This window comes from Alloalcanivorax sp., assembly GCF_964221125.1.
Lineage (GTDB): Bacteria > Pseudomonadota > Gammaproteobacteria > Pseudomonadales > Alcanivoracaceae > Alloalcanivorax > Alloalcanivorax venustensis.
In genome coordinates this window covers 1-24,104 of the sequence record NZ_CAXPXK010000032.1, presented here as the reverse complement: position 1 = coordinate 24,104, position 24,104 = coordinate 1, and the positions used below count along the sequence as shown (strand labels likewise).

Genomic DNA, 24,104 nt, shown 5'->3' with positions numbered 1-24,104 from the left:
CTACAGGGATGTACTCGTGGCGTGTCCTGGACGGGCCCACCCGATCCCGGTGCGGGCTTTCTGGAGAGAAAGGTCTCTGGGATCCTGCCGGGGCTTAGCCCCTTTCGCGGGCAGGGCCCGCTCCCACAGCCCGCTGCTACAGCCGCCACCGCGTCAGCGGCGGCGCTGGATGGGCATGCGGCGGCGGATGCGTTGCTCGGTGGTCAGGTCCGAGAAGTCGTCGGCCTCGAACAGATCGGCGCCCACCGGCGTGTCGTCGTTGCGGTGGAACAGCTCGATCAGCATGGCGCGTCGGTCGGCGCGCAGCTCCCACATCAACACCCCCATCATCAGAAACAGCACCACCGCGAACGGCAGCGCCGCCACCAGGCTGGCGGACTGCAGTCCGCGCAGGCCGCTGGCCACGATCAGGGTGATGCAGATCGCGGAGATCAGCACGCCCCAGGTCAGGCGCTTGTAGAGCGGTGGGTTGAGCGAGCCGTGGTCGGTCATCTGCGACACGATGTAGGAGGCGGAGTCCGCCGAGGTGACCAGGAACACGAACAGAATCACCATGGTGATCGCCGACAGGAAGGTGCTGTGCGGCAGCACCTCGTACATCATGAACAGGCCGTTGGCGACGTTATCGGACACCGCGCCGGCCAGGTCGACGCCGCCGTTGAGCTGCAGGTCCAGGGCGGTGGTGCCGAACACGGCGATCCAGGCGCAGGCCAGCAGCGGCGGCACCAGCAGCACGCCGAGCACGTATTCGGTGATGGTGCGGCCGCGGGAGATGCGCGCCACGAAGGTGCCCACGAACGGTGACCAGGCGATCACCCAGGCCCAGTAGAACAGGGTGAAGCGGTTCATCCAGTCGGATTTTTCGAACGGCGGGATGTTCAGCGCCATGTTGATGAAGTTGCCCAGGTAGTTGCCCAGGCCGTTCACGAAGTTATCCAGGATCAGCACCGTCGGCCCGGTGAACAGCATGTAGCCCATGAAGCCCAGGCACAGGCCCATGTTCAGGTTACTGAGCAGGCGGATGCCCTTGTCCAGACCGCTGTAGGACGAGGCCATGTAGCACAGGAACATGGCGCCGAGGATGGCCACCTTGCTCCACAGGTTGTCCGGCCAGCCGAATACGGTTTCCAGCCCGCCGTTCATCTGCAGCACGCCCAGCCCCAGCGAGGTGGCCACGCCCATCACCGTGGCGAGCACCGCCAGCACGTCCAGGGAATCGGAAATCAGTTGCCGCTTGGGCAGGTTCTTGGTGACCGGCTCCACCATGGTGGACACCAGCCCGGGGCGGTCCTTGCGGAACTGGAAGAAGGCGATGATCAGGCCGACCAGGGAAAACGCCGCCCACTGACTGACCCCCCAATGGAAAAAGCTGTACTGCATGGCCAGGCTGGCGGCGGCGGTGGAGCCGGGTTTGGCCTGGCCGTGGGGTGGCTCCATCAGGTGCTGGATCGGTTCCGCCATGCCGTAGAACACCAGGCCGACACCGAAGCCGGCGGACAACAGCATGCTCAACCAGGAAAACACCCCGTAGTCCGGCTTGCAGTCCTGGGGGCCGAGCCGGATTTTCCCGTAGCGACTCATCGCCAGCGCCAGCAGGAAGATCACGAACACGAAGGTGCTGATCAGATAAAACCAACCGAAGTAGTGCCCGAGAGTATTGAGGGTGGCCTCGGCCACGTCCCGGAAGCGGTTGGGGACGGTGGCGCCGATGGCCACCAGCACGGCGACCAGGCCGGCGGAGATGAGATAAACGCGGTGTCGTATAAGCATCCGCGTAGCCTAGCAGGCGCCCAAGCCACCGCCACCCCGGGCGGCCCGGCGGTTCGAAAATTATACATTTCGCCACCGGCACAAGGGTGGACGGGAAATATTCAACGGTTGTATAGTTTTTATTCATCAGGTGATGAATAACAGAATAAAAGCAAAAACGGGAGAACAATAATGCGTATAACAACACTGGCCGCCCTGGCGGGCGCGCTGCTCACCGCCGCCCTGTGCGCGGGCCCGGCCCAGGCCGGTTCCTGGCAGGACAACCAATCACTGGGCGGTTTCAATAACGTCCATCTCTATACCCCGGACAGCGATTCCCCGGTGGGCACCGGCAAAGCCCTGTTAGTGGTGCTGCACGGCTGCACCCAATCCATCAACGCCTACAAAACCGCCAATCTGGAAACCGCCGCCGAGGAATTCGGCATGGTGGTGGCGGTGCCGGACGCCATGAACAAGGCCGGCTTCAGCTGCTGGTCCTACTGGCAGGGCACCAAGTCACGCAGCGCCGGCGACTATAAGAATCTGATCGATCTGGCCAACGAGCTCTCTTCGGACAGCGGCCGGGGCATTGATCCCAACCAGGTGTACATCGCCGGGCTGTCGTCCGGGGCCAGCTTCGCCAACACCACCGCCTGTCTGGCGCCGGACGTGTTCGCCGGGGTCGGCGTGAGCGCCGGGCCCAGCGTCGGTACCAGCTCCAGCGGCGCCATCGGCCCCTGCGAACAGGCCGACGTGGAGAGCCGTTGCCGCAATCTGGGCGGCGCCTATCAGAGCGCCTTCGACACCCAGGTCGCGTCGATCGCCCACGGCGACGCGGACACCACCGTGAACACCTGCTACAACCGGCAGAACGCCGAAGGCATGGCGGGCCTGTACGGAGTCAGCGAGCTGGCCGGCAGCACCACCCTGAACCAGGACGGCGGCAGCGCGGAAGAGTACCTGTGGCAGGACGGCCGGGTGTCGATGCTGTGGCTCAACGGTCTCGATCATTCCTGGTCCGGCGGGCAGGGCGCCTCCGGCAGTTATATCGGTAGCGCCAGCATCAACTACGCGCGCTACCTGGGTGAGTTCTTCAGCAATAACAACGCCCGGGTCGACCGCAACCTGGCGCCCTCGCTGTCCCAGGTCAGTGCCGCGCCGGACGGCGACCGCATTCAGGTCAGCGGTTACGCCGACGACGAGGACGGCACCGTGAGCCGCGTTGATATCGTGATCGACGGCCTCGACGGCGGCGGCGACAACCTCACCGCCGGGGTCGACGGCAGCGGGTTCTTTCAGGCCGCCAGCGCGTCCCTGGCCGACGGGCTTTATGCCGTGGCGGTGGTCGCGGTGGACAACGATGACGGCGAGAGCGAGCCGACCGTGGACACCGTGCGAGTAGGTCCGGAGCCGCCGCCGAGCGCGCCGGTGCTCAGTGATATCGGCGTCAGCCTGGACGGGCAGTGCGCCACCGTCAGCGGTGAAGTGGTGGACGAAAACCAGGATCTGGCCAGTGTCACGGTGACCTTTTCCACCGGCGCCACCGCCGCCGATCTCGACGGCGTGCGCTACACCGCCCGCGCCTGCGGCCTGTCCGGCGGCGCCAACAGCGCCACCGTGGTGGCCGAGGACCAGGGCGGCCTGAGCGCCAGCGACCAGATCGACTTCGTGATCGACGCGGGCCAGGTGGCCACCCTGGACCAGCACATCAGCGCCGGTCGTCTGGACTACACCAACTACGCCAACTGCTACCTGGAATACAGCACCGAGGCCTTCAAGCTGAATGAAATCGAAACCGGCGGCCAGTGCCAGTGGCAGGACGGAGACGCCAGCTGCGTGGGGCCGCTGCAGGCCTGTTCCGGCAGTGGTGGTGATGACGGCGGCGACGACGGCGGTGATCCGCCCACCGATCCGGACGACGGCTGCCAGGCGGAAACCACCTACAACTACTACCACAAGACCGCCGGGCGGGCGTACAGCACCGGGAACTATTACACCCCGGATTACTTCGCCCAGGGCAGTGACCAGCCGATGGCCGGCTCCACCTGGGGCACCACCGAGCTGCACAGCACCGACGGCGGCACCGTGTGGCAGGTGGGCGCCTGCCCCTGATTCTCCATCTTGTTGAATTTCCTCCCCTTGCGTACCATCCGATGCGCGCCCGGCCCCGGGCGCGTATCGCCCAGGGGAGGAACGGATGGCGAAGAAACCGGTGGGACGGCCCCGTGGCCGTAACGGTGAAAGCGGCGATCGTGGCGCCGCCATTCTGGATGTCTCGGAGCGGTTGTTCGCCCGTCACGGCTATGACGGCGTTACCCTGCGCACCGTCGCCCGCGAGGCCGGCGTCGATCTGGCGCTGATCAATTACTACTTCGGCCCCAAGCAGCAACTGTTCGACACCGTGTTCCAGCGCCGCGCGCGCATCCTCAACGACGACCGGCTGAAAGCGCTCAACGCCGCCCGCGCGGAAAGCGACCCGGTACCCCTCGAAAAAATCATCGAAGCCTATCTGCGACCGCTGGAAATGGCCCAGGAAAGCGAGGACCAGGGCTGGCGCAACTACTGCGCCCTGCTGGCCTACGTAAACACCTCCCCGGTGTGGGGCCCGGTGCTGATGAGCCGCCACTTCGACGCGCCCATGGAAACCTTCGTGGAAGCGCTGTCCGCCGCCCTGCCCAACACCGAGCGGGCCGACCTCTATTGGTGCTACCACTTTATGTCCGGGGCGATGACACTGACCTTCGCCAACACCGGGCGCATCAACGCCATGTCCGGCGGCCTGTGCCGGTCCGACGACTTCCAGACCGCCTACGACCGCATGATCCCCTTCGTGGTCGCCGGCTTCGAGCGAGTGTGCGGTCGTCTCAACAACCGCTGATCTCTAGGAGCAGGCCTGGTGGGAGCGGGCCTCGCCCGCGAAAGGGGCGAAGCCCCGGCAGGATCCCAGAGACCTTTCTAACGGCAGTACAAACAGCGTCTCTGGAATCCTCCCGGGTGGCTAAAGCCACCCTTTCGCTTGCAAGGCAAGCTCCCACAAACCGAGCTTCGTAGAAAGGTTCGGCACAGCCGCTTGCCCCTGCTGGAGAAACGACGGTCCGCTGTTACTCGGTATCGTCCGCCGGCGGCGCGGGGTCCTCTTCCCGGGGGGCGTCGGACGCTTCCTCTTCTTCCTTGGGCGCCGCCGGCTCTTCCGGCTTGACGCCGTTGTCCTCGAGCGTCTGGTCCGACAGCTCCGCCTTGGCTTCCACTTCCTCGGCGCTCTTCTCCTCGCCGATCCGGTAGGCGGCGAAGCCGGCGTGCACCACCTGGTTCACCGCCATGCCCAGCACGCGGCCGTCGTAGGGCGCGATGATGGCGCTGCCGGTATTGCTGATCGGGTCGGTGACGGTGCCCAGGATCTCCCCCTTGCGCACCTGATCGTTGAGCTCCACCTCGGACAGCAGGATGCCGCCCTGGCCGGCGCGGATCCATTCCGATTCGAAGAACACCGGTTGCGGCGCGCCCCAGAAGCGGCTGGCTTTGCGCATGTCCAGGTTTTCCAACAGCGTCTCCAGGGCCTGGACCCCGTAGTCCACCGCTTCGTCTTCGAGACGGTTGGGGCCGCCGGCTTCCATGGTCACCGCGACAATGCCTTCTTCCACGGCGGCGGCGCGCAGCATGCCGTCGCCCGGCGGGCTGTGCAGCACGGTCATGCCGCCGAAGTGCTTGGCGAAGGCCACCACCTCGGACTTGTCCAGGTCGGCGCGCAGCTGCGGCTGGTTGATGCGCTTCTGGGAACCGGTGTGCAGGTCCACCAGGTAATCGCACTGGCGCACGATGTTGTTGAACAGCGAGAACGCCAGCCGGCTGGCGGCGCTGCCTTTTTCGTGGCCGGGGAAGTAGCGGTTCAGGTCGCGGCGGTCGCTGAGATAACGCGAGCCGTTGCGGAAGCCGTCCAGGTTGACGATCGGCACGCCCACCACGGTGCCGGCCAGCTCGGTGGGTTCCAGCTCGTACATCAGGCGCCGCACCATCTCGATGCCGTTGAGTTCGTCGCCGTGCACGGCGGCGGTGAGGCACAGGCGCGGGCCCGGCTCGTTGCCGTGGGCCACCAGCACCGGCACCGGCGTGGCGATCGAGCGGAACGACTGGTCCGGGGCCCAGTGCAGGGTCTCGAAGGTGCCCGGTTGCACCGTCTTGCCGAGCAGTTCCAGCGGTTTTACGGTGTCGGCGCCGTCCTCTTCCTCGGCTTCGGAGGATGACGCCTCGTCCTGTTCCGGGGCGTCGTCACTGTCGGCGGCGGCCGCCTCGGCGGCCACGTCGTCTTCGCGTTCGTTGGCGGTCACGGTGCCGGCCAGGGCCAGCAGGATCAGAGTAATCAGCGGAATAATACGCGACACGGAAGCTTCCTTTTAGGACCGTTTCATGACTCTCGCTGGGCCAGTTCCTCCCAGCGCGCATAGTGCTCGTTCAGGCGTTGCTCCAGTTCCTGCAGCCGACGCTGGGCGTCGGCGATCTCGTCCTGGGGGCGCTTGTAAAAGTCCGGGTCGGACAGTTCGGTCTGAACCTCGCCCAGCGTCGCCTCCAGGGTTTCAATCTGCTCGGGCAGCGCCTGCAGTTCCAGCTCTTCCTTGTAGGAGAGCTTGCGGCCGCCGCTGTCCTTGGCTTTCGGTTTCGGTTTGCTGGCCGGCGCGGCGAGCTTGCCGGTTTTGACGTCGTCGCCCCGGTTCGGTTCCGGGCGCTGGCGCAGCCAGTCCTGGTAGCCGCCCACATAGGCGTTGGGGTCGCCGCCCTCGAACACCAGGGTGGAGGTCACCACATTGTCGATGAATTCCCGGTCATGGCTGACCAGCAGCAGGGTGCCCTGGTAGTTGACCAGCTGCTCTTCCAGCAGCTCCAGGGTTTCCACGTCCAGGTCGTTGGTGGGTTCGTCGAGCACCAGCAGGTTGAAGGGCTTGGTGAACAGCTTGGCGAGCAACAGCCGGTTGCGTTCGCCGCCGGACAGCGAGCGCACCGGCTGGCGGGCGCGCGCCGGCTCGAACAGGAAGTCCTGCAGATAGCCCATCACGTGCTTCTTGCGGCCGTTGATCTCGACCACGTCGGAGCCTTCCGCCAGGTTGTCGAGCACGCTTTTGTTGCTGTCCAGGGTGTCGCGCATCTGATCGAAGTAGGCCACCTGGAGCTGGGTGCCGTGCTTGACGGTGCCCGCGTCCGGGGTCAGCCGGTCCAGCAGCAGGCGGATCAGCGTCGACTTGCCGCAGCCGTTGGGGCCGAGGATGCCGACCCGGTCGCCGCGCAGCAGGGTGATGGAGAAATCCCGCAGCAGCGGCAGGCCGTCGATGGCGTAGCGCAGATGCTCCGCTTCGATCACCACCTTGCCGGAGTTGTCGCCTTGCTGGATTTCCAGGCCGGCGGTGCCCTGGCGGTTACGGCGCCGGGCGTAGTCCTCGCGCATGCTTTTCAGGGCGCGCACCCGGCCTTCGTTACGGGTGCGGCGTGCCTTGATGCCCTGGCGGATCCAGCGCTCTTCCTGGCTGAGCTTCTTGTCGAACTCGGCGTTGGCGCGCTCTTCGTTTTCCAGCGCCGCCTGCTTGCCGGCCAGGTACTTGTCGTAATCGCCGGGCCAGCTGGTCAGTTTGCCGCGGTCCAGCTCGATAATGCGGGTCGCCAGCGAGCGGATGAAGGCGCGGTCGTGGGAAATGAACACCAGGGTGGCGGAATAGCCTTTGAGGAAGGTTTCCAGCCAGCGGATCGCGTCCAGGTCCAGGTGGTTGGTGGGCTCGTCCAGCAGCAGGATGTCCGGCTCCTGGACCAGCGCCCGGGCCAGCAGCACGCGGCGTTTCATGCCGCCGGACAGGCCGGCGAAGTTCTGTTCGCCGTTCAGGTTGAGCTTGGAGAGCACCGTGTCCACGCGCTGGAACAGCTGCCAGGCGCCGCGCGCCTCGATCTCATTGTTGAGGGTCTCGAAGCGGGCCAGGTTCTCATCCATGCGCTCCGCCTGGTCCGGATCGCCCAGGGCGCGGCTCAGGTGGTCGTGCTCGTTGAGCAGCGTGCCCAGCTCGCCCAGGCCCTCGGCGACCATGTCGTGCACGCTGTGGTCCTGGTCCTCGGGCACTTCCTGTTCCAGGCGCGAGATCATCAGGTTCTGGGTGCTCTCGATCTGGCCGTCGTCGGCCTGCACCTCGCCGGCCAGAACCTTGAGCAGGGTGGACTTGCCGGAGCCGTTGCGGCCCACCAGACAGAGCCGCTCGCCGGCTTCGATGGTGAGGTCGACATTGTCGAGCAGGGGCTGCTCGCCGAAGTGCAGTTGAATCTGTCGCAGCGTGATCAGGGACATGAAAGCGCGTCGTGTTGAAATGAGGCGGCGAGTGTAACATTTACACTATGGCAATTATCGGATTTCCACCCGCTGGATTGGCCCGCTGATCTCAGCGGTCCCCGCCGTCGTCGTCGCGGCCGCGTTCGCCGTCGTGATAGTGGGTTCTGGTCTCTCCATAATGCCCCCGGGTGTCTCCGTGGCGGCCCTTGTTGCCGCTGTCGAACAGGAGACCGTCGGCGGCGGACCTCAGGTGGACGTCAAGCTGGTTGAAGGCGATTTCCACGCCGTGCTCGCGGGCCAGGGTATCGATGGCGCGGTTCAACTCGTTGGTGGCGAACAGAATATCGCCGATTTCCCCGAGATAGACGCGCAACTCGTGATCGAGAGTGCTGGCGCCGAACGCCATGAACAGAATCAGCGGTTCCGGATCCTGCAGCACCCGGGGGTTGTCGGCCGCCGCTTTGGCCAGGACATCGTGGCAAGCCTGCAGGTCGGACCCGTAGGCGAACCCCACTTTAAGGGTGACGCGGGTGACGGTATCGGTGAGAGACCAGTTGATAAGCCGTTCGGTGACGAACGCCTTATTGGGAATGATAATTTCCTTGCGGTCGAAATCGATGATGGTGGTGGCGCGGATGCGGATACGGCTGACGGTGCCCGACAGCTCGCCGATGGTGATCACGTCACCGATGCGCACCGGCCGCTCGAACAAAATGATGATGCCGGAGATAAAGTTGGCGAAGATCTCCTGCAAGCCGAAGCCCAGCCCCACACCCAGCGCCGCGACGAGCCACTGCATCTTGCTCCAGGACAAGCCGAGCGAGCCCAGGGTGATCATCACGCCGATCATGACGATGACATAGGACAACAGGGTGGTGATCGCGTAGCTGGAGCCCTGCTTGAGACTCAGCCGTGACAGCAGCAGCACTTCCAGCAGGCCGGGCAGGTTGCCGACCAGCACGAAGGTGCCGATGCCGATGGCCAGCGCGGTGATCACATCGCCCAGGCTGATCGGCGAGGTGGTGGCGTTGGCGCCGCTGCCTTCGGTGCTTTCCCAGAGCACAATGGTGTTGGTGTAGGAGAACGCATTGATCACGTCCGCCCATACCCAGTAGAGCAGCACGCCGAACAGCACCACCAGGCCCAGGCGCACCAGCCGCAGCGATTGCTGGTTGACCTGCTGCAGGTCCATTTGCGGCTCCTCGACTTCCACCCCTTCCACGTTTTCCTTGGGTTCCGCCTCGCGCTCCGCCACCGCCCGTTTATAGGCCAGCCGCTGGGCGGCCACCGCCAGGCCGCGCACCGCGGTGGCGTCGATAAGGATCACCAGCAGGGCAAGATAGAAAGTGTCGATCAGGCGGCCGGACAGGCGCACCGAGGTGAAGTAGTAGCCGGCCACGATCAACGCCACCAGCACCAGCGGCGCGCCGGCGCTGATCAAGGTGGTCACCGAGCGCAGGGTGCGCGAATAATGCTGGATCGGGTAGGCCAGCGCGGTACGCGCCAGCATCACGCTGATCACCGCCAGCCCGGCCACCATGGTGACCAGGCCGATACGGTCGTTGCTCAACTGCGCCGGCCACTCTTCGCCGAAGGCGATCACCAGCGTCATCGGCACCATGGTCAGGCCGATGATCAGCAGGCGCCGGCGCAGTTGCCGGTTATTGTCCTCGGTCCAGCGGAAATGGCGCTGGGCGATGCCGTTGCGCGACAGCAACCGGTAGCACAGCTCGAACACCAGCCAGATCAGGGCGATCTTCGCCAGCGCCGCGCCCAGCACCGTGCTCAGGGTGCCGGGCTGCACCCACAGCCCCCAGCCCAGCAGGCTCAGCACCAGCGGCCCGGGCACGCAGAGCAGCGTCGTGTAGATGATCGCCAGGGGCGTGTGGCGCTGGCTGTCCCGCTTCAGAAAGCCGATATCGCCGTTCAGCGACTTGATCCGTTTACGCAGGCGCGGGCGCACCAGCCACAGGGCGCCGGCCAGCACCAGCGGCAGAAACAGCCATTGCCACTTGCTTTGCAGAATGTCGGTGGCGTTGGTGACCATGCGCCGCCACGGCATGGTGTTGATCTGGTCCGCCACCTGGCCGGGGAATTCGGCGAACCAGGCCAGGGACAGCGGCTGGGTGCTGGGCATCCAGAAGGTCTGTTCGGAGATGATGTCGTGCAGATTGCGGGTCAGCTTGTCCAGTTGCTCCTGGGACAGATTCAGGCGCACCAGGATATTGAGCTTGCGGCCCAGCTCCTGGTCGAGCTGATTGAGCAGGTCCACCCGGTTGTCGATCAGGCGTTGCAGGCCGTCGCGCAGCTGCGCTTTTTGCTGATCGTCCAGGCCGCTGTCCTCGGGCAGCTTGAGATCCCGGTTTTCCAGTTCCTGCAGGGTCTGGCGGATGTCGAACTGGGCCAGGCGCGCCTCGGTGATCTGTTTGTCCAGGCCTTCCCGGGGCGTGAACTGCGGCAGGCTTTTCTGCTGCTCGTAAAGAATGCGCGACAACAGCAGGCTGCCGTCGAGCATCTCGATCTGATCGTTGACGGTGCTGGAGAGCGAACGGGCGCGGTCCAGCTGGGTCTCCGCGTTGATCACCTCGCGGATCAGGTTGTTCACGTCGCTGGCGGTGTCCTTGAGCTGGTCACGCACCGCCTCGTTGCGCTGCCGCGCGGTGTCCAGCAGTGGATGACTCACCAGGCTTTCCGGCAGGTCGAGCTGGTCGTCGCCGATTTCCGCGCTGAGCGACTCGCCGCGGCGCTCGTTGATCATCGGCTGCAGGACGTCCAGCCGCGTCTGAATCACCTCGGTCTGCGCTTCCAGCACCCGTTTGCGCAGGCGGGCCAGCTCTTCCAGGGTGCTGGCCACGGACAGCTCCTGGTTGCGCAGTTCAATGCGCGTTTCCAGCGCCGCCAGTTCGGTGCGCAGCCGGGTGGTTTCGGCCTCGGAGAGGGTGTCGTTTTCCTGGTTCAGACGCCGGCGGATTTCGTCGGTGCGGGCCAGGCTGTCGCTGATCGTGTTCTGGGCACGCTCGGGCAGGGTTTGCGCGCGGGTCAGCTCGCCGCTCACCTTGGCCAGGGTTTGCTGGTTTTCTTCCAGCGCTTCCAGTTGCTGGCCGAGTTCTTCCACAAGCGCGGCAAGGGATAGGTCCTGGTAGCGGGCGCGCCAATCCAGCTCGGCGTCCTGGCGCGCCTTGGCCAGCTGCTCCTGAAGACGGTTGCGGTCCACCGGGGCCTGCCGTCTGCGGTCGGAAAGCGTGTCGATCTGTTCCCGGTTGCTGTCGATCTCGCGGCGCAACGTCAGCGTCTGCTGCAGCTCTTCGCGTTCCGGGTCCTCGTCGGCGGTATCGGAGGGGCCGTTACCGCCGTCGCCGGATTCGCCACCGTCACCGGAGAGCTGTTTCTCCAGGTCGCCGATACCGGGCAGTGAGAACGCACCGGTCTGCGCCTGGGCCGCCGCCATCGGCAGCAACGCGAGCAACAGAGCCAGTGGTAACGAACGGAACAGTCTGATCAATACAGCCAACACGGAAAGCGCCTTTGGTTTTTTGCAAGCTTAGCAACGGCCGGGGTCCCGGCATAGCCGCCGCCGTCATTCCGTGATCAGCAGCCCCGCCCGTCGGTGATCTCGGCGACGCTGTCCGCCACGTTGTCGTCCTCCGGCGCCAGTTGCCGGGCGCGGCACACCGCCTCCCGGGCCTGGTCCGGCTGGCCGCTGTCGCGCAGTGCGTAGGCCAGGTTGTTCCAGGCCGGCGCCATATCCGGGGCGCGCGCCACGGTGGCCCGGTAGGCGCGCAGGGCGGCGTCGGTCCGGCCATCCTGCCAGAGCGCGTTGGCGTAGCCGAAACGCAGCCGGCCATTGTCCGGGAAACGCGCCACGGCGGCTTCCCAATAGGGCAGCGCGCCGGTCTGCATCGGCGCCAGCGCCTGCAACAGCGGTTCCGGTTGCACGCTGTCCGGCAGGTCGCCGGGCGGCAGCAGCACGAAACCCCAGTAGCGGCCCCGGGCCCAGGTGCGCAGGAAGCGGTTCCAGCGGCTTTCCGTGGCCTGGTCGGTGCCGCTGTGCAGGATAATGCGCTCACCGCCGTCGCGGTAGCCGATCACCACCGCATAGTGCCACAACGGCCATTGCGGCAGCGCCAGGTTCTGCAAGACCAGCACCGGGTGGCCGGCCTGCACCTCCTGGATCAACGCCGTGGGCGTGTTGATCGGATAGGCGAGCAGGCCGCGGGCCCGGCCCGCCGCCACCAGCTCGATGCCCAGCGCGCCCTGACGCTCCGGCAGCCAGACTTCGTCGACCAGTTCGGTCTTGTCGCCGGGCAGCCCGTTCCATTGCAGCATCATGCCCAGGGCGGCGGGGCCGCACTGGTAGGCTTCCTGGGGAATAAAGGGCACGTCCAGCCGCTGCTGCGGGCGCGCGTCGGCTCGTTCCGGCGGCGGAACCGTCTGGCAGGCGGTGAGCAGTAGTAGAAACAGCAAGGCGGCGGCCGGGCGGCCGCCGCGCGGGCAGGCGATCATTTACCCGATCGGATCGATGACGGGGAATACGTCGGTGGCGCCGAGCAGATCCAGCAGCACCAGAATCAGGATAACGGCGAGAATCACACCCACCACGCTACCGCCGGCGGGCATCTGTTCCGCTTTCTGCGCCAGCTGGTTCAGCTCGCGGTCGCTGAGACGACCCAGACGCTTTTCCACGTCGCCGGGGGTGACGCCGTTCTTGGCCAGCACCTTGGCGGCGGCTTCATGGTTCATCAGCCGCATGACTTTGCGTTCGGTGGCGGCCCGCTGCTCGCTGGAAACCATGCCATCGGTCGTGACCATGGCGGCGTGGGCCGCGGGTACGAACAAGCCTTGCGTAAACAACATAACCAGCGCCGTCAGGACGCCTGTAATTTGCTTTTTCATCGACATCGCTCCACTTAAAAAACGTGGCTCAAGGCTAGCACGGCGCGTTCCTGTTCAGGGTTATGCAAGTTAAAGCTTTGTGATCTTTTACACTCATTTCACCAATCACCGCCGCCTTCACGCCGGCCTGTGCCAAAGCCGCCAGGGCGGCGTCGCGCAGGCCCGGATCCACCGAGAACAGCAGGCCGCCACTGGTCTGTGGATCGGTGGCCGCCGCCAGGCGTGGATCGTCGTCGGCGATGTCGCCGTGCTCGCAGCGTGTCAGCACCTGGTCGTTGGCCGGCTTCAGGGTGCTCACCACGCCCCGCGCCACCAGCTCTTCGGTGCCCGGCAACAGCGACAGGCTGTCCAGGTCCAGGCGCGCGTCCAGGTTGCTTTGCTCGCACAGCTCCAGCAGGTGGCCGAGCAGGCCGAAGCCGGTGATGTCGGTGCAGGCATTGGGCGCCAGCGGCGCCATGGCGTCCCGGGCCAGGCCGTTGCTGCGCAGCATGCTGTCGAGCGTGGCGTCCAGCCAGGGGCCGCGACTGAGGTCGTGCATCAGGCCGGCCAGTTGAATGCCGGTGCCCAGGGACTTGGTGAGAATCAGCACGTCGCCGGGCCGGGCGCCGCTTTTATGCCACAGGTCCGCCGGCGGCGCGGCGCCGTTGACCGTGAACCCGGCCGCCATCTGCGGCCCTTCGATGGTATGCCCGCCCACCAGGGTGCAGCGGGCCGCGTTCAATTCCTTCAGCGCCCCGGCCATCAGGCGGTGCAGATCGCGGCTTTGCAGGCGGGGATGGTGGCGCGGCATGCAGACCGTGGCCAGGGCGGAGTGGGGCGCCGCGTTCATGGCGAACAGATCGCTGAGGCTGTGCAGCGCGGCGATGCGCCCGAACAGATAGGGCTCGTCCACGAAGGCGGGAAAATAGTCCAGGCTTTGCACCAGCCGCTGGTCCGCCGGCCAGCGAATCACGGCGGCGTCGTCGGCGTGGTCCACGCCCGCCTCGATGTCCTCGCGGATCACCGGGTCGAGCGCCGCCAGGGCCTCGCTTAACGATTGCGCACCCACCTTGGCGCCGCAGCCGGCGCAGTGCAGGGTGTCGTCCGGGGCGCCGGCCCGGGCGGCGGCGTCCATGCGCGGCAGCCGGCGGTCGAATTTGTCCATGAAGTCCCGGTCCAGCCGGTCCTTCCAGCGCCACACCCAGCCGCCGGCCAGCGCCGGGCCGCCGCCCCGGCTGCCCACGGCGTCACGGCCGCCGGCGGACAGCAGCGACAGGAAACGCCGTTGCGGGCGGTACGGCTCCAGCGGCTGGCCCTGGGCGGCGGCGGCCAGATTGCGCACCAGAATTTTCGCCTGGCGTACCGCGTAAACACCGGCCTTGGGCAGATCGCCGGGAAAGGCGGCGCAGTCGCCGGCGGCGAACACCCGCGCGTCGGCCGGGCTTTGCAGGGTGTCGTTGACGCGCAAGAAGCCCTGGTCGTCGCAGGGCAGCCCGCTGTCCGACAGCCAGGAAGCGGCCCGCACGCCGGTGCACCAGAGCAGAAAGTCGTGCGGCAGCTCGCGGTCATCGCTGAGCAGGCGTTGCGCTTGCACCTGCCGCACCGGTGTGTGGCTGTGCAGGGTCACGCCGCGCGCCGCCAGGCGCCGGGCCATGCGGCGGCGCACGCCGGCCGGGAAGCCCGGCAGCAGCGCCCCGGCGGTGACCAGGCTGACGCCGGCGCGGTCGCCCAGGGCGTGGGCCACCGCCAGCGCCATCTCGGTGCCGCCGGCGCCGCCGCCCACCACGGTGATCGCCGCCGGCCTGTCCCGCTCCGCCAGTTCGTCCCGCAACGCCTGCCAGCGGCGGTGAAAATCCGCCACCGGTTTCACCGCCACCGCGTGTTGCTCGGCGCCGGGCACGGCGGTGAGATTGGGGGTGGCGCCCACGTCCAGGCTCACCAGGTCGTATTCCAGGTGGGTGCCGTCGTCCAGGTAGAGCCGCCGCTGCTCGGGCTTGAGCCGTACCGCGCGGGCGCGGATAAAGCGCGTGCCGGTGGCCTGGCAGAGGCGCTGCAGATCAATGTGCGTCTCTTCCAGACGGTAGTGGCCGGCGACCAGCCCCGGCAGCATGCCGGAATAGGCGCTCAGGCTGTCCGGGGAGACCAGGGTCAGACGCAGCCCGGGCACCGGTTTCATGGCCAGCATGCGCAGCGCCAACGCGTGGCTGTGGCCGCCGCCGACCATGATCAGATCCTGGGTGGCGGAAGGGGTCAGCATGCGGTTCTCCTGTCGGTCATGGCGGTGCGTCTCATTGCTCATTCATTCCACGGGCTGGCCACGGGTGGACAGGCGCAGGCGCCCGCGCAGCCAGCGCGAGAAGGCGTCCACGCCCAGATTCAGGCCGACGGTGGCGAGAATCAAAACCAGGGTGCGGTCAAAGCGAAACTCGGCGACGCTGGAATCAATATAAAAACCCAGGGTATGAATGCCCAGGATACCCAGCACCGCAGTCTCGCGCATGATGATCTCCCAGCGGTAGAGCAAAAAGGCGAGAAAGTTCGGGTACAACCGGGGCAGCACCTCGAAGGCGTAGCGGTTGAGCCCCCGGGGGCTGTCGTCGCGCAGGGTCAGCCCTTCGCTGAAACGGGCGGTAAGGTGCGCGATGATCGCCCCGGTGTGCAGGCCCAGGGCGAGAATGCCCGGCAGCATGGACGGGCCCAGCATGATCAGAAAGAAAAACGCCAGGAAGAATTCCGGCGTGGTGCGCAACACCACCAGAATGAAATGGCCCAGCCCCCGGCTGACGCGATTGCCGAACAGCGGTGAGCGCAGCGGAAACAGCACCAGCGCCAGCAACGCCGTCAGCAGCAGGGCGGCCAGGCCCAGCACCAGGGTGTGCCAGACCCCGGGGCCGATCTGTTCGGACCACAGCGTGCCCAGCCACACCCACAGCTCGGTGACACCGCCGCCGTTTTTCAGCGGCGCGGGCACCAGGTCCTCGGTGACGAAGCGCACCAGCGTTTGCAGGCTGCCGGTCCACACCGGCGGCGCCCAGATCAGCGCGGCCAGCAGGTAGACCGGCAGCAGCAGCGGGCGCAGCCAGAAGCGCAGAGTCAGAATCAGCAGAAACAGCAGATAAAGCAGCGCCGCGCCTTCGCCGTAATGGCCTTCGCGGAACGCCGTCTCCAGGTGAAAGCCCAGGGTCGGCAGGCCGATAAAGCCGAGGATCGCCGAGGCGCGCAGCGCGCACTCCAGGCGGTAACCGGTGTAGGCCTTGCAGGACGCCCAGATCAAAGGCAGGCGGGCATAGAAAAAGCGGCCCAGGCGGCGCCGGTCGTCGGGCAGGGCAACCGCCGGCGCCGGGTCCGCTTCTTCCAGGAATTCGCCGAACACCTTGGCGAAGATGCCGGCGTAGGGCAGGGCGATGGCAAGCACGCCGGTGAGCGTGGACAGGCCGGTGACCTGCATCAGCAGCAGCCCCCAGAACAGCTCGTGGACGGCGCGCACCGAGGCGGCGCCGGCACGCACCGCCCGGCGGTGCCAGAACAACGCCAGCAAAAAGCCGGCGGCGGCGCCCAGGGCGACGCCCTGGAACGCAAACGCCAGGGTGTTGGCCAGGGCCCGGCCGAGCCCCTCGGTGGCCAGGAAGTCCGGGCGCAGCAGGCCCAGGCCCACGCGCATCATTTCCGCGCCCGGGTCGCCGCGGGTGACCTCCAGATCGGCGCAGGCGAACGCGATCAAACCGGCCAGCCCCAGCCAGCCGCTGGCGCGGCGCCAGCCGGCGGCGGTGGTGGTGAAGGTCGGGGCGGGGCGGTTCATGGCAGGTAGAGGCGGTCCAGGTCGTCCAGCGTCAGCGACGCGGAAGGCGCGTCCAGCACCGTCTCGCCCTGGCGCAGACCGATCACCCGCTCAAAGCAGGCCAGCGCCAGGGCGCGGTCGTGCATGGCGACCACGGCGCTGTCGTGGCGGCGCAGGGTATCGCGGAGCAGCGCCAGGCCCTGGTGTTCGTCCAAGTTGGATACCGGCTCGTCGGCCAGCAGCACCGGCCGCTCCGTGAACAGGGCCCGGCCCAGGGCGGTGCGCTGGGCCTGGCCGCCGGACAGCCGGTCGACGCTGGTGAACAGCTTTTCGGCCAGCCCCAGGCTTTCCGCCACGGCGGCGACACTGTCGCGCTGGGCCGCCGTGGGGTGCACCAGCGCGCGCAGATTGCGCCAGGTGCCGAAGCGGTGCAGGCCGCCCATGTAGATGTTGTGGAAGACGCTGAGCATGGGCACCAGCGCCTGCTCCTGGGGGCACCAGGCGCACAGCGTTTCCCGCTGGCGCCGCAGCGCCGCCAGCAGGGTGGACTTGCCGCTGCCGGACGGGCCCAGCAGGGCCACGGTTTCGCCGCGCCGGACGGTCAGATCCAGGGCGGGGAATACCGTCTCGCGGCCGTGGCCGAGCCGGGCGCCCCGGAAGTGGAACAGGGGCGCCGGCGCTTCACTGGCGTTCACTGCGGTTCAATCCAGCAGGCCGATGCTTTCGGCGGTGTCTTCGATGGCCTGGTAGTCATCGTTGTCGGCGGGCACGAAGGCGCTGCGCGGGAAGGCCTCGAGCAGCTCCGGGTCGTCGATCGCCAGCAGCACCTCGGTGACCCGCTGGCTGAAGCCGTCGCCGAAGCGCTGGTCCAGGTCGCCGCGCACGGTCCAGTGGTAGTCCGGGTAGGCGGGGGTTTCCCAGATCACCCGCACCTTGTCGGTGTCGATGTCGCCGTCCGCCAGGGCCTGGTCCCAGACCTGATAGTTGAGCGCGCCGGTGGCGTAGGCGCCGCTTTCCACCAGCGACAGGGTGCGGCTGTGGTCGCCGCTGAAGCCGACCTTGTCGATCAGCTCCTGGGGCGGCGCGCCGAAGCGTTCGCGGAAGTAGTACTCGGGCATCAGCCGGCCGGAGGTGCTGCCCTTGGAGCCGAAGGTGAACGACGGCTGCTCGGCGAAGGCGTCGGGCAGGCGGTCGCCGGGCGCCAGGCCGGTGCGGCTGTTGGCGATGAAGTAGGATTTGAAGGCGGTGTCTTCCTGGCCCTGGGCGATGGCTTGCGAGCCGGGCACCAGGCGCCGGGCCTGAACCCCGGACAGGCCGCCGAACCAGGCCATCTGCACTTCATCGTTGCGGAAGGCGGTGACCGCCGCCGGGTAGGACTTCACCGGCACGTATTTCACCGGCACGCCGAGCGCCTCTTCCAGGTGCTCGGCCACTTTGCCGAAGCGCTGTTCCAGGCGCGACTCGTCCTGGTCGGGGATCGCGGTGAAGGTGAAGGTTTGCGCCGGTTCGCGGGAATCACAGGCGGCCAGCAGCAGCACGGCGCAGGCCGTGGCCAGAAGGGGTTTGATCATTGTCGGCTCCGTTCAATAGGGAGTATTACCGGACGTTATTAGGGCCTGTGTGAACAGGCCCTTCACCGCCGCGTGTCCGGCTATCCGCGGTGGCTCAGGTATTCCATCACTTGCGCCCGGCTGCCCTGATAGAGAATCGGGCCGTCCCGGCGTTGTAGCATGTAATCGTACATGGGGTCGTAGTAGCCGCTCAGCAGTTCGCGGATCCACACCCGGTGGCGCTCCACGTCGCCGCCGTGGCGCTGCTGGTCCAGCGCCGCTTCCAATTCGCCGCGCAGATACTGATGGCGGGCGCCGCCGAGCCGTTTGCGGATGCGGTCGAGGGCGGCGAGCAGCGCCTCGGCCAGCCGCTCGAACGCCTGCGCTTCGCCGTAGTGGCGGCTGTATTCGTCCAGCGGTCCGGTGACGTAGTCCTCCAGCGTCACCCGCACGCGGGCTTCCAGCGGTTCGTCGATGACCACGCGCGGCGACTGGCGGATGCGCGCCTGTAGATCGTCCGGCACATAGCAGCGGCCGATCAGCTTGCCTTCGTCTTCCACCACTACCGGCGCCGGGCCCCGGTGCTGATGCTTGAGCAGGGCGATGGCCAGGCGGTTCTCGAAATCGATCTGGCTGGGCTGGCCCGCCGGTCGGCGGCCGAACGCCGAGCCGCGATGGTGGGCCATCCCTTCCAGATCGATGGCGTCGGTCAGCCGTTCGATAAGACGCGTCTTGCCGCAGCCGGTGCGGCCGCTGAGCACCACCATGGGCAGGTGGCGCAGGTTGTGCTTGAGCCGGTCGAGCAGGAAGCGGCGCATCGCCTTGTAGCCGCCCACCACCAGCGGCACGTGCATGCCGGCCTGGTCCAGCCAGGCCTGGGTGGTGCGGCTGCGCAGGCCGCCACGGAAACAGTACAGATAGCCGTCCGGGTGGGCGCGGTGCCACGCCCGCCAGGCGTCCAGGCGGGCGCTCTTCTTGCGGCCGCTGACCAGTTCGTTGCCGAGATCAATGGCCGCCTGCTGGCCCTGCTGCTTGTAGCGGATACCCACCCGGTGCCGCTCGTCATCGTCGAGCAGCGGCAGGTTGCTGGCGGTGGGGAAGGCGCCCTTGGCGAATTCCACCGGCGCGCGCACGTCCAGTAAGGGAATGTCGCCGAGAAACAGCCCGGCGTAGTCTCGAGTGTCGTCCATGGCGGGAGATTCTAGCAGCCTGAGCGCGCCCTGGCGCTAGCTGCTGTAAGAGCAGGCTGTGGGAGCGGGCCCGGCCCGCGAAAGGGAGCGAAGCTCCCGGCAGGATCCCAGAGACGCTATCGGTGTTGCGCTTCGAGGTGTCTCTGGCATCCTGCCGGCCGGCTAAAGCCGGCCTTTCGCTTGCGGGGCAAGCTCCTACAATGCTCAGGCCGGGCGCAGCTGGCCGGTGAGGTGCGGTTTGACGCCGTCCTTGGCGACCACGCGGAAATCGAGGCCGCCGTCCTTTTCTTCGCGGGCGAACTTCACCGTGGCCGGAATGAACATCGGCACCTTGAACTGCACCGCCACGGTGAAGGCTTCCTCGGGCAGCTCGTGTTGCAGCTGCCCCAGGGCGCGGGCCTTGGACCACATGCCGTGGGCGATCTGGCGCTTGAAGCCGAACAGCTTGGCGGTCAGCGGGTAGAGGTGGATCGGGTTGCGGTCGCCGGACACGGCGCCGTAACGACGGCCGGTGTTGCCGGGGACCTTCCATTCAATGGCGTCGGTGACCGGTTCCGGGGTGCCGCGCGAGCCCTTGTCGGCCTTCACGCCGCTGCCGCCGCCGCGGAAGAAGTTCACCGATTCGCTGGCCCAGACCCGTTCGCCGCCGGTGCTGACCACCGTGAAGATGGAAAACTCATAGCCCTTTTCCACCTGGGTCAGGTTGCCCAGGTAGCATTTGATGTTGAGCTGCTCGCGCTCGGCGATGGGGCGGTACTGGGTGATGCTGTTGCGCACGTGCACCAGGCCCATGGCCGGGAACGGGAAGCCGTCCTCCATCATCAGCGCCATGTGCAGCGGAAAGGCGTGGATGTGCGGGTAGGTGACCGGCAGGCGGCCGTCGTCGCTGAACCCGCAGACCTTGCGGTAGGCGGCCAGGTGCCCGGCGTCCAGGCCCACATCGTTGAGGCGCAGGCCGACATTGGGCAGTTGCGGGTTTTTGCCGGGCTTCACCCGGGCACGCATCACCGCCTTGGCGAAATTGACCGGCATTGCCGGGGCGTGGCGCAGCTCGCGGAAGTTCACGTCACTCATAACAGCGTCCTTGATCTCTCCAATACGGCCGACGCCGCGTGACAACAGCGGCGTCGGCAAATTGGGGACAGTATAGGCAGTGTGAAGAGCGGCCTGGATTGGCCGTATCGCCTGGGGGAGCCCCCGAGCAGGCCTATCGATCCCGGCGGATCAGGTGCGCGGCGGGGTGTCGGAGCGCCACTGGGCCACCCCGAAGTAAATCAGGCGCACCTGTTTCTCCGCCATGATCAGCATCTCGTGCTGGCCGGCGTCGTCGTCTTCGTCCAGCTCCAGCATTTCCTGGGTCAGGGCGACCACGCTGTTGACCACCAGGGACGCCATCATCTGCAGGTCCTCGGCGTTGACCCGCACCAGGAACGGAAAGCGCGCCATATCCATCGCCAGCTCACTGACGAACAAGCGGATTTCACGGCGGATGGCCTGGCGCATGGTGGCCGAGCCGCCGTACAGCTCCTTTGAAACGAACAGGAAATGGGTGCGGTTATTGCGCACGTAGGTGAAGAAGGTCTCCATCGACCCGCGGATCATGCGTTCGTTGGGCAGTTCCTGCTGGCGCACTTCACGCATCATCTGGCGCAGGGTGCGGAAGGACTCGTCCAGCAGGGTCAGGCCCAGGGCGCTCATGTCCGGGAAATGGCGATAAAAGGCGGTGGGCACCACCCCGGCGCGTTTGGTCACTTCACGCAGGCTCAAGGAAGAGAACGGGGCTTTCTTGGCCACCAGGTCCAGGGCCGCGTCCATGAGCGCCTGGCGAGTTCGCCCCCTCTTGGGCCGCCGTCCCCGAGTCGGAGTCTCTCTGCTCATGGTTTTTGCTCCCGAGTCATCGTTTTTATTCTCCGCATCCCCGCCATGTTATTGAAAATCCCCGGCCGGATACAGACAACTGGTTGATTTTACTGTGTAAAAAAGTATAAGTGTACACGTGTTGACATTGGCATCCCACTTCGGTAAAAAGTGCACAACTGTACACAAACGGGAGTTGGCATGAACGTCATCACCGCTTCAAATTCACAATCCGGTACTCCGGGCCTGATCCGTCGTCTCGGCAAGGCGCTCAGCACGCCGTTCGACCCGGAGGACTATCTGGCCCTGTTCGATCCGCTGCAGTCCGCCCGCGAAATACGCGCCCGGGTGATCGGCGTGCAGCGCGAGAGTGACCAGGCGGTGACCCTGACCCTGCAACCCAACCGCCTTTGGAAAGGCCACCGCGCCGGTCAGCATGTTCTGCTGGGCGTGGAGATCGAAGGCGTGCGGCATCAGCGCTGCTTCTCCCTGTCCTCGGCCCCCGGCGGCGCGCCCACCATCAGCGTGAAGCGCCAGGGCCGGGGCGGCGTCAGCGACCATCTGGTCAACCGTTGCCGGGAGGGCGACCTGCTCACCCTGGCCGAACCGGCCGGCGAATTCGTGCTGCCGGACCCGGTGCCGGAGCGCCTTCTGATGGTCACCGCGGGCTCCGGGATTACACCTGTTCACAGTATCGTGAAGTCCCTGCTCGCGTCCAACTTCGACGGCAAAGTGACCTGGGTGCACTTCGAACGCCGCTACCGGGACCTGATGCTGAGCGACTCCCTGGCGCAATTGCGCCGCGATCCGCGCCTCGACCTGCGTCTCGTCCTCAGCGGCGACAGCCCGCGCGACGGCGACCAGGCCGGCCGTCTGGATGAACACTGGCTCACGGATAACATCGCCGATGCCGCCGCGCACACCGTTTTCACCTGCGGGCCGGCCGGCTTTCTCGACACGGTGATGGATTGGCACGGCGAACACGGCCGCGCGCCGCTGTTCCATGAGCGTTTCAAAGCGGCGCCGGTGGTGGCCGGCGAAGGCGGCCGGCTGCACTTCTCGCGCACCGGCGGCCAGGCCGAGGCCGCCGCCGGGGTGTCGCTGCTGGAAGCGGCGGAGCAGGCCGGCCTCAAGCCCAAGCACGGTTGCCGCATGGGCATCTGCCACACCTGCAAGTGCAAGGTGAGCAAGGGCCGGGTGCGCGACCTGCAGAGCGGCGAAAGCCGCGAGTTGAACGGCCAGGAAGTTCGTATTTGTGTCCACGCCGCCGAGGGCGACGTGGAACTGGATCTCTAAGGAGGCACGCTATGAATGCCAAAGTAGATCATTTCGACCCCATCGTATTCGAACGCCCGGGCGTGACGCTGACGCGCTCCCAGGTGGACGCCTTCGGCCGCGAAATCGACGCCCTGCGTGAAGAGATCATGGCGGATCTGGGCGAGCAGGACGCGCGCTACATCCGCCGTCTGGTGCGCACCCAGAAAGGCATGGAACTGGCCGGCCGCGGCCTGCTGTTCCTGGGCGTGCTGCCGCCGGCCTGGCTGGCCGGCACCGCGCTGCTGTCGGTGTCCAAGATTCTGGAAAACATGGAGATCGGCCACAACGTGATGCACGCCCAGTGGGACTGGCTGGGCGACCCGGCGCTGGATTCCTCCACCTACGACTGGGACAACACCTGCCCGGCGGAGCAGTGGAAGCATTCGCACAACTACATGCACCACACCTTCACCAACGTGGTCGGCAAGGACCGGGACGTGGGCTACGGCATCATGCGCATGTCCGAAGAGCAGCGCTGGAACCCGGCCTACCTGTTCCAGCCCGCCTATAACTGGGTGCTGGCCTCGTTGTTCCAGTGGGGCGTGGCGTTCCACGACCTGGAAGTGGAGCGCGTGCTCAAGGGCGAGAAAAGCTTCGCCGAATACCGCGCGCAGCGCCGCAAGATCATGAAGAAGGTGCGCAAGCAGGTGGGCAAGGACTATTTGCTGTTTCCGCTGCTGGCCGGCCCGTTCGCCCCCTGGGTGCTGGCGGGCAACGCCACCGCCAACCTGAGCCGTAACCTGTGGTCCTACCTGATCATTTTCTGCGGCCATTTCACCGAGCACGTGGAAATGTTCAGCGAGGCGGAGATCGAGAACGAGACCCGCGGCCAGTGGTACCTGCGCCAGCTGCTGGGTTCCTCCAACCTGGAAGGCGGCCCGCTGTTCCACATCATGTCCGGCAACCTCAGCCACCAGATCGAGCACCACCTGTTCCCGGACATGCCGTCCAACCGCTATAAGCAGGTGGCGCCCAAGGTGCGCGAGATCGCCGAGCGCTATGGTCTGCACTACAACAGCGGCCGTCTGAGCCGCCAGTTCGGCACCGTGCTCAAGCGGATTAACCGCCTGGCGCTGCCGTCCCGGCGCAAGCCGAAAAACGCCACGGTGTGAAGCGGTTCCGGGTCCCCGGACGGTGTGCTAGTCTCACCACTTGGTATTTACCGTTTGGGGAAGTCGCAACAGGATGGCAGAACTGACTGATTCCGGCGTGCTTCTGCGCATGGCCTACCGGGCCATGCTCAACGCCGGCATTGATGCCGACGCGGTACTGGCCGAGCTGGGCCTGGACCCGTCCATATTGAACGTGCCGGATCTGCGCACGCCCCACGATGGCCAGGAATGGTTCTGGGAGGCGTTGGCGAAGGTCTCCAACGACGAGCATGTGGGCCTGCATCTGGGCAAGCACATGCCCGTCTACAAGGGCCAGGTGCTGGAGTATCTGTTTCTCTCCAGCCCCACCTTCGGCGAGGGCCTGCACCGCGCGCTCAGCTA

General features: G+C 66.5%; 18 protein-coding genes. 5 read left to right on the top strand and 13 right to left on the bottom strand.

The window, feature by feature from the left end; translation table 11 throughout:
* Positions 1-153: 153 nt before the first annotated feature.
* A complete protein-coding gene (locus ACEQZD_RS04230) occupies positions 154-1,770 on the bottom strand; it encodes a BCCT family transporter (protein ID WP_370184235.1) in 1,617 nt (538 codons plus the stop codon).
* Positions 1,771-1,941: 171 nt separating this feature from the next.
* On the opposite strand from ACEQZD_RS04230, the gene ACEQZD_RS04225 reads away from it, so the two are divergent.
* Both ACEQZD_RS04225 and ACEQZD_RS04220 read left to right on the top strand, forming a co-directional pair.
* Complete coding sequence (locus ACEQZD_RS04225; RefSeq protein ID WP_370184234.1) at positions 1,942-3,861, top strand: PHB depolymerase family esterase; 1,920 nt, start codon at positions 1,942-1,944, stop codon at positions 3,859-3,861.
* 85 nt (positions 3,862-3,946) lie between these two features.
* Positions 3,947-4,627 carry a TetR/AcrR family transcriptional regulator gene (locus tag ACEQZD_RS04220; RefSeq protein WP_370184232.1) on the top strand — a complete coding sequence of 227 codons (681 nt, stop codon included), beginning with the start codon at positions 3,947-3,949 and terminating at the stop codon, positions 4,625-4,627.
* Between the two features lie 223 nt (positions 4,628-4,850).
* Here ACEQZD_RS04220 and ACEQZD_RS04215 read toward each other — a convergent pair whose 3' ends face one another.
* The 12 genes from ACEQZD_RS04215 to ACEQZD_RS04160 all read right to left on the bottom strand — a co-directional run bounded on the left by ACEQZD_RS04215 (position 4,851) and on the right by ACEQZD_RS04160 (position 21,252).
* Positions 4,851-6,128 carry a succinylglutamate desuccinylase/aspartoacylase family protein gene (locus ACEQZD_RS04215; RefSeq protein ID WP_370184230.1) on the bottom strand — a complete coding sequence of 426 codons (1,278 nt, stop codon included), beginning with the start codon at positions 6,126-6,128 and terminating at the stop codon, positions 4,851-4,853.
* Between the two features lie 23 nt (positions 6,129-6,151).
* Positions 6,152-8,065, bottom strand: a complete 1,914-nt coding sequence (locus ACEQZD_RS04210; protein ID WP_370184227.1) for an ATP-binding cassette domain-containing protein — start codon at positions 8,063-8,065, stop codon at positions 6,152-6,154.
* Between the two features lie 91 nt (positions 8,066-8,156).
* The gene (gene mscK, locus ACEQZD_RS04205; RefSeq protein ID WP_370184225.1) at positions 8,157-11,561 is read right to left on the bottom strand and encodes a mechanosensitive channel MscK; all 3,405 of its coding nucleotides are present in this window, start codon (positions 11,559-11,561) and stop codon (positions 8,157-8,159) included.
* A gap of 74 nt (positions 11,562-11,635) precedes the next feature.
* The gene (locus tag ACEQZD_RS04200) at positions 11,636-12,550 is read right to left on the bottom strand and encodes a PA2778 family cysteine peptidase (protein ID WP_370184223.1); all 915 of its coding nucleotides are present in this window, start codon (positions 12,548-12,550) and stop codon (positions 11,636-11,638) included.
* Positions 12,551-12,901, bottom strand: a complete 351-nt coding sequence (locus ACEQZD_RS04195; RefSeq protein WP_255442578.1) for a PA2779 family protein — start codon at positions 12,899-12,901, stop codon at positions 12,551-12,553. It lies immediately after the preceding gene.
* Positions 12,902-12,974: 73 nt separating this feature from the next.
* Positions 12,975-15,176: a selenide, water dikinase SelD gene (selD, locus tag ACEQZD_RS04190; protein ID WP_370184222.1), complete on the bottom strand. Its 2,202-nt coding sequence runs from the start codon at positions 15,174-15,176 to the stop codon at positions 12,975-12,977.
* Between the two features lie 42 nt (positions 15,177-15,218).
* Positions 15,219-16,718 carry a PhnE/PtxC family ABC transporter permease gene (locus ACEQZD_RS04185; protein ID WP_370184220.1) on the bottom strand — a complete coding sequence of 500 codons (1,500 nt, stop codon included), beginning with the start codon at positions 16,716-16,718 and terminating at the stop codon, positions 15,219-15,221.
* Entirely contained in the window at positions 16,715-17,392 is a 678-nt protein-coding gene (locus tag ACEQZD_RS04180; protein ID WP_255442577.1) for an ATP-binding cassette domain-containing protein, read from the bottom strand. The genes ACEQZD_RS04185 and ACEQZD_RS04180 overlap by 4 nt, the downstream gene beginning before the upstream one ends.
* A gap of 6 nt (positions 17,393-17,398) precedes the next feature.
* Positions 17,399-18,268, bottom strand: a complete 870-nt coding sequence (locus ACEQZD_RS04175; RefSeq protein ID WP_370184217.1) for a putative selenate ABC transporter substrate-binding protein — start codon at positions 18,266-18,268, stop codon at positions 17,399-17,401.
* Between the two features lie 80 nt (positions 18,269-18,348).
* Positions 18,349-19,437, bottom strand: coding sequence for a tRNA 2-selenouridine(34) synthase MnmH (mnmH, locus tag ACEQZD_RS04170; protein WP_370184214.1), 1,089 nt, complete (start codon positions 19,435-19,437; stop codon positions 18,349-18,351).
* A gap of 204 nt (positions 19,438-19,641) precedes the next feature.
* Positions 19,642-20,511 (bottom strand): MaoC family dehydratase, encoded by an 870-nt coding sequence (locus tag ACEQZD_RS04165; RefSeq protein WP_142949521.1) that lies wholly within the window; start codon positions 20,509-20,511, stop codon positions 19,642-19,644.
* A 150-nt stretch (positions 20,512-20,661) separates the two neighbouring features.
* Positions 20,662-21,252: a TetR family transcriptional regulator gene (locus ACEQZD_RS04160; protein ID WP_255442576.1), complete on the bottom strand. Its 591-nt coding sequence runs from the start codon at positions 21,250-21,252 to the stop codon at positions 20,662-20,664.
* A gap of 243 nt (positions 21,253-21,495) precedes the next feature.
* Between ACEQZD_RS04160 and ACEQZD_RS04155 the strand changes: the two genes are divergently transcribed.
* From ACEQZD_RS04155 to ACEQZD_RS04145, 3 genes are all read left to right on the top strand, one after another.
* Complete coding sequence (locus ACEQZD_RS04155; RefSeq protein WP_142949519.1) at positions 21,496-22,590, top strand: ferredoxin reductase; 1,095 nt, start codon at positions 21,496-21,498, stop codon at positions 22,588-22,590.
* Between the two features lie 11 nt (positions 22,591-22,601).
* Positions 22,602-23,723: a fatty acid desaturase gene (locus ACEQZD_RS04150; protein ID WP_370184211.1), complete on the top strand. Its 1,122-nt coding sequence runs from the start codon at positions 22,602-22,604 to the stop codon at positions 23,721-23,723.
* Positions 23,724-23,796: 73 nt separating this feature from the next.
* The coding region (locus tag ACEQZD_RS04145; protein WP_370184208.1) for an AraC family transcriptional regulator ligand-binding domain-containing protein at positions 23,797-24,104 on the top strand (308 nt) is incomplete at its 3' end.